We start from the raw sequence: 5,517 nt of genomic DNA on the forward strand, positions 1-5,517 counted from the left end.
GTCCCGGCCCCACCAGGGCCGGGCCGGGACGACGGCGACCGCCGGAGCGGCCTCCGGGTACGTGCTCACGCCGAGTGGTCCCCGGACTCCGTCATCGGGACGCGGACACCGCGCTCCTTGGCGACCGAGGAGGCGTACTCGTAGCCGGCGTCGACGTGGCGGATGACACCCATGCCGGGGTCGTTCGTCAGGACGCGCTCGAGCTTCTTCGCCGCCAGCTCGGTGCCGTCGGCGATGCACACCTGGCCGGCGTGGATGGAGCGGCCCATGCCGACGCCGCCGCCGTGGTGGATCGAGACCCAGGAGGCACCCGAGGAGGTGTTCACGAGGGCGTTGAGCAGCGGCCAGTCGGCGATCGCGTCGGAGCCGTCGAGCATCGACTCGGTCTCGCGGTACGGGGAGGCCACCGAACCGGAGTCCAGGTGGTCGCGGCCGATGGCGACGGGGGCGGAGAGCTCGCCGGAGGCGACCATCTCGTTGAACTTGAGGCCGGCCAGGTGGCGCTCGCCGTAGCCGAGCCAGCAGATGCGCGCGGGCAGACCCTCGAACGCGACGCGCTCGCCCGCCATGTCCAGCCAGCGGTGCAGGTGCTTGTTCTCCGGGAACAGCTCCTTGATCGCCTTGTCCGTCTTGGCGATGTCCTCCGGGTCACCCGAGAGGGCGGCCCAGCGGAACGGGCCGAGGCCTTCCTCGAACAGCGGGCGGATGTGGGCCGGGACGAAGCCGGGGAAGTCGAAGGCGCGGTCGTAGCCGGCCTTGCGGGCCTCGTCGCGGATCGAGTTGCCGTAGTCGAAGACCTCGGCGCCCTTGTCCAGGAAGCCGACCATGGCCTCGACGTGCAGGGCCATCGACTTGCGGGACTTCTCGGTGAAGCCGGCCGGGTCCGCCTCGCGCTCCTGGTGCCAGTCCTCGACCGAGATGCCGACCGGCAGGTAGGCCAGCGGGTCGTGTGCCGACGTCTGGTCGGTCACGATGTCGATCGGGGCGTCGCGGCGCAGGAGCTCCGGGAAGATCTCGGCGGCGTTGCCGACGACACCGATGGACAGGCCGCGGCGCTCGTCACGGGCCTGGACGGCCAGCTCCAGCGCGTGGTCCAGGTTGTCGGCCTTCACGTCCAGGTAACGCGTGCCGATGCGGCGGTCGATGCGCGTCTCGTCGACGTCCACACAGATCGCGACACCGTCGTTCATCGTCACGGCCAGCGGCTGCGCGCCACCCATGCCGCCCATGCCGGCGGTCAGCGTGATCGTGCCGGCGAGCGTCCCGTCGAACTTCTTGCGGGCGACGGCGCCGAAGGTCTCGTACGTGCCCTGCAGGATGCCCTGCGAACCGATGTAGATCCACGAACCGGCCGTCATCTGGCCGTACATCGTGAGGCCCTCGGCCTCCAGCTTGCGGAACTCCTCCCAGTTGGCCCAGTCGCCCACCAGGTTGGAGTTGGCGAGGAGCACGCGGGGCGCCCACTCGTTCGTGCGCATGACACCGACCGGCTTGCCGGACTGGACGAGAAGCGTCTCGTCGTCCTTCAGCGTCTTCAGCGTGCGGACGATCGCGTCGTACGCCTCGTGGTTCCGGGCGGCTTTGCCCGTGCCGCCGTAGACGACGAGGTCCTCGGGGTGCTCGGCGACCTCGGGGTCGAGGTTGTTCATGAGCATCCGCAGGGCGCCCTCCTGCTGCCACCCCAGGGTGTTCAGTTCGGTGCCGCGGGGGGCCCGGACGACGCCCGGCGCTGCGTGGGAAGGGGTGGTCATGTGTGCTCCTCAAGGGGATCGAGCGGTTGTGCACCCTCATGACACGCGAGCGCCGGACGCGGAACCAGCGGCGGCGCCCGCATTTCTCGGATCCGAGACGCTTCCCCGGCGAAGGACCTGACGAGGGACCAACGGCCCGTCCGCACGGAGAACCGCTCCCATAGGATTCGAGGCAGGCAGGAGCAGGCTGGCGCGCAGGGGGAGCGGATGGCGAGGACGGTGGGCGGCGTGGTCGTGGACCCGGCGGAACTGGCCCGGTGGTACGAGGAGGGCGCGGGCGGATCCGTGCCCGCGTACCAGCGCGTCAAGGAGCTCGTCGAGCGCCAGATCCGGGACGGCCACTGGCGCGAGGACGACGCCTTGCCCTCCGAGAGCCAGTTCGTCGACGCCCTCGGCCTGTCCCGCATGACGGTCAACCGCGCGCTGCGCGAGCTCGCCGCCGACGGCGTCATCCGGCGCGTCATGGGCGTGGGCAGCTTCGTCGCCGAGCGCAAGGCCAGCTCGGCGCTCCTGGAGGTCCACAACATCTCGGACGAGGTCCGGGGCCGCGGCCACCGCTACGGGGCGCGGGTGCTGTCCCTGGGCGCGGAGCGGGCCGACGAGCGCACCGCCGCGCACCTCGGGCTCGGCAAGGGCGACCCCGTCTTCCGCTCCCGGGTCGTGCACCTGGAGGACGGCGTGCCGCTCCAGCTGGAGGACCGCTACGTGAACCCGGCCTTCGCCCCCGGCTATCTGGACCAGGACTTCACGCGGCAGACCCCGTACACGTTCCTGTCGAAGGTCGCGCCGCTGGGCCGGGGCGAGCACATCGTGGAGGCGGTCCTGGCCTCGCCGGAGGAGTGCGCGATCCTCGACGTCACGCCCGCCGAGCCCTGCCTGCTGATCCAGCGCCGCACCTGGTCGCGCGACGCGCTCGTGAGCATCGCCCGGCTGCTGCACCCGGGCTCCCGGTACCGCCTCGAAGGCGCGTTCGCGACGCACTGAGCACCCCCCAGGTGCCGGCCGGCGCTCACTGCGTCGGTTCGGTCCTCGTCGCCGGGCCCGCGGCCGTCGCCGGCGTGTGCCCCGAGACCGCGGCCGTCAGCCGCGCCGCGCCCTGCGCGAGTGCCTCCCGCACTTCCTCGGTGTCGTGCCGGCCGTGATGGCGGCGCCAGGTCGTGCTGATCGCGGCGACCGGCCGCTCGTTGTGGTCGAAGGCCGCCACCCCCATCGAGCAGAAGCCCTGCGACACCAGCTCGACCTCCTGGGACCAGCCGCGCTCCCGCTCCCGGGCCAGCTCACCGGTCAGCTCCGGCAGGGAACGCGGGCCCCGGCCGGTCCGGGTGGTCAGGTCGCCGGGGCGGGAGAAGAGCGCCCGCAGCTGTGCCTCCGAGGTGTGGGCGAGGATGGCCCGCCCGTTGGCCGTCAGATGGGCCGGCAGGCGCACGCCCACATCCGTCACAAGTGCGATGTCGATGTCCCCGGCGCGGGCCGGCGGACGCTCCTTGAGCAGGTAGACCGTCTCCGCTCCGTGCAGGATCCCGAGGTGCACGGTCTGGCCGAGCCGGCTCGCGACCGTGCGCAGGATCGGCCGGGCGAGACGCTCCAGCGGTTCGTGACGCAGATAGGCCGAACCCACCTCGAAGGACGCGACCCCGAGCCCGTAGGCCTGCTCCGACGGCACGTAGGTGACGAAGCCGCGGTCCGCGAGGACGGTCAGGATGTGGTACGCCGACGAGCGCGGAACATCCAGGTCACGAGCGAGGGTCGCCGCCTGCACCAGGCCGGGGCGACCGGCAAGGTATACCAGAATGTCGAGGGCCCGTCCCACGGCGGGGGAGGCACTGGAGGATGTGCGGGGCGGTGACTTGCGCTCATTCCGCTCATTCATCGGACCACCTCTTGACGCGCCTGTATAGACAGGAATATACAAGCTGACGTTCGCTGTCGGGAGCTCGGAAAAACAGGTCGATGCCGCAGGCATCTCACCCCCCCACATGTTCCTCCGGCACGTCCTCCGGCCCCCACCCCCAGAGGGAGACATTCGTTTGCGTACCGAAAAAGCCGGCCTGAGCCGCGGGCTCAACTCACGGCACATCCGCTTCATCGCCCTCGGCTCGGCGATCGGCACCGGCCTGTTCTACGGATCCTCGGCGTCGATCGAGACCGGTGGGCCCGCAGTCCTGCTCGCCTACCTGATCGGCGGCGCGGCCGTCTTCCTCGTGCTCAGGTCGCTCGGCGAGATGGCGGTGGCCAACCCCAGCGCCGGTTCCTTCGGTGAGTACGCGAGCCGTCACCTCGGCCCGCTCGCCGGCTTCCTCACCGGCTGGACGTACGCCTTCGAGATGGTCATCGTGGCGGTGGCCGACGTGACCGCCATCGGTGTGTACATGGGCTTCTGGTTCCCCGACGTGCCCCGCTGGATCTGGGTGCTGGCCGCCGTCCTCATCGTCGGCGCGCTGAACCTCGTCAGCGTCAAGGTCTTCGGCGAGCTGGAGTTCTGGCTCTCCCTCGTGAAGATCGTGGCCATCGTCTCCATGATCATCGTCGGCATCGTGGTCATCGCCTTCAGCCTCGGCACCGGCCACGTCCACGTCGGCATCGACAACCTCTGGAACAACGGCGGATTCTTCGCCGGCGGCATCGACGGCTGGGTCCTCTCCTTCGCCATCGTCATGTTCGCGTTCGGCGGCACGGAGATCATCGGTGTCACGGCCGGCGAGGCCGAGTCCCCGGAGAAGACCATCCCGAGCGCGGTGAACTCCATCCCGCTGCGCATCATCCTGTTCTACGTCCTGACCCTCGCCGTGATCATGTCGATCACCCCGTGGCAGCAGATCAGCGACTCCGGCAGCCCGTTCGTGCAGATCTTCGCCGGTGTGGGCCTCAAGTCCGCGGCCGCGGTCCTGAACGTCGTGGTGCTCACCGCCGCGCTCTCCGCCATCAACAGCGACATCTTCGCCGCGGGCCGCACCATGTTCGGCCTCGCCGAGCGCGGCCAGGGTCCCGCCGTCATGCGCCGCACGACCCCCAACGGCGTGCCGTGGGTGACCACCCTCGTCATGATCGGCGCCCTGCTCTTCGGCGTCGTGATGAACGCGGTCGTCCCCGGCGAGATCTTCCTGATCATCGCCTCCATCGCGACGTTCGCGACGGTCTTCGTCTGGGTCATGATCATGCTCACCCACGTCAAGGCCCGCCGCGCGATGTCTCCGGAGGAGACCGCCGCGCTGAAGTTCCCGGCCCCGTTCTGGCCCTACGGCCAGATCATCACCCTGGTCTTCATGACCGCGGTCCTGGTGCTCCTCGGATTCGAGGAGGACACCCGCGTGGCGCTCGAGGTCGGCGTGGTCTGGCTGGCCCTGCTCACCGTGGTCTTCTTCCTGGCCGTCCGCCGCAAGGCCGGTACCGACCCGCAGTCGGTGCCGTCCACGGACGAGGACGCCGGCGCCGTGAACACGGCGAAGGAGGAGCGGGCCGAGGTCTCCGGCTGAGCCGTTCCGCACCCTGAAGCGGGGCCCCCCCACCCCCGGGGGGGGCCGGGCCCCATCGTCTGTGCCGGGGGAGGTCAGCCCTGGAGCTCCTCGGCCACGTACGCGGTCAGCCAGGTCCGGAAGTCGGGGCCCAGGTCCTCACGTTCGCAGGCGAGGCGCACGATCGCCTTGAGGTAGTCGCCGCGGTCGCCGGTGTCGTAGCGGCGTCCCTTGAAGACGACGCCGTGGACGGGGCCGCCGACCTTCTCGTCCGCGGCGAGCTGCTGGAGGGCGTCGGTGAGCTGGATCTCGCC

At 70.5% G+C, this 5,517-nt stretch carries 4 protein-coding genes and 1 pseudogene; 2 read left to right on the forward strand and 3 right to left on the reverse strand.

Going from position 1 to position 5,517, the window contains the following annotated elements:
- Positions 1-65: 65 nt before the first annotated feature.
- Positions 66-1,751, reverse strand: coding sequence for a urocanate hydratase (hutU, locus tag ACFW9D_RS26310; protein WP_384625545.1), 1,686 nt, complete (start codon positions 1,749-1,751; stop codon positions 66-68).
- A gap of 207 nt (positions 1,752-1,958) precedes the next feature.
- On the opposite strand from hutU, the gene hutC reads away from it, so the two are divergent.
- On the forward strand, positions 1,959-2,735 hold the full coding sequence (hutC, locus tag ACFW9D_RS26315) for a histidine utilization repressor (protein WP_384625548.1): 777 nt from the start codon (positions 1,959-1,961) through the stop codon (positions 2,733-2,735).
- A 25-nt stretch (positions 2,736-2,760) separates the two neighbouring features.
- On the opposite strand, the gene ACFW9D_RS26320 is transcribed toward hutC, so the two are convergent.
- A complete protein-coding gene (locus ACFW9D_RS26320) occupies positions 2,761-3,621 on the reverse strand; it encodes an IclR family transcriptional regulator (RefSeq protein ID WP_384625551.1) in 861 nt (286 codons plus the stop codon).
- A 157-nt stretch (positions 3,622-3,778) separates the two neighbouring features.
- On the opposite strand from ACFW9D_RS26320, the gene ACFW9D_RS26325 reads away from it, so the two are divergent.
- Positions 3,779-5,224 (forward strand): amino acid permease, encoded by a 1,446-nt coding sequence (locus ACFW9D_RS26325; protein WP_384625554.1) that lies wholly within the window; start codon positions 3,779-3,781, stop codon positions 5,222-5,224.
- A 74-nt stretch (positions 5,225-5,298) separates the two neighbouring features.
- On the opposite strand, the pseudogene ACFW9D_RS26330 reads toward ACFW9D_RS26325, so the two are convergent.
- Positions 5,299-5,517 (reverse strand): annotated as a pseudogene (locus ACFW9D_RS26330) (UTP--glucose-1-phosphate uridylyltransferase); the annotation flags it as partial.

The organism is Streptomyces sp. NPDC059524 (assembly GCF_042749255.1).
GTDB classification, from domain to species: domain Bacteria; phylum Actinomycetota; class Actinomycetes; order Streptomycetales; family Streptomycetaceae; genus Streptomyces; species Streptomyces xanthii.

Bases quoted from the DNA above. Each gene is read 5' to 3' on its own strand.
- ACFW9D_RS26320 (WP_384625551.1), bottom strand. From the start codon at position 3,621: ATGAATGAGCGGAATGAGCGCAAGTCACCGCCCCGCACATCCTCCAGT.
- hutU (WP_384625545.1), bottom strand. From the start codon at position 1,751: ATGACCACCCCTTCCCACGCAGCGCCGGGCGTCGTCCGGGCCCCCCGC.
- hutC (WP_384625548.1), top strand. From the start codon at position 1,959: ATGGCGAGGACGGTGGGCGGCGTGGTCGTGGACCCGGCGGAACTGGCC.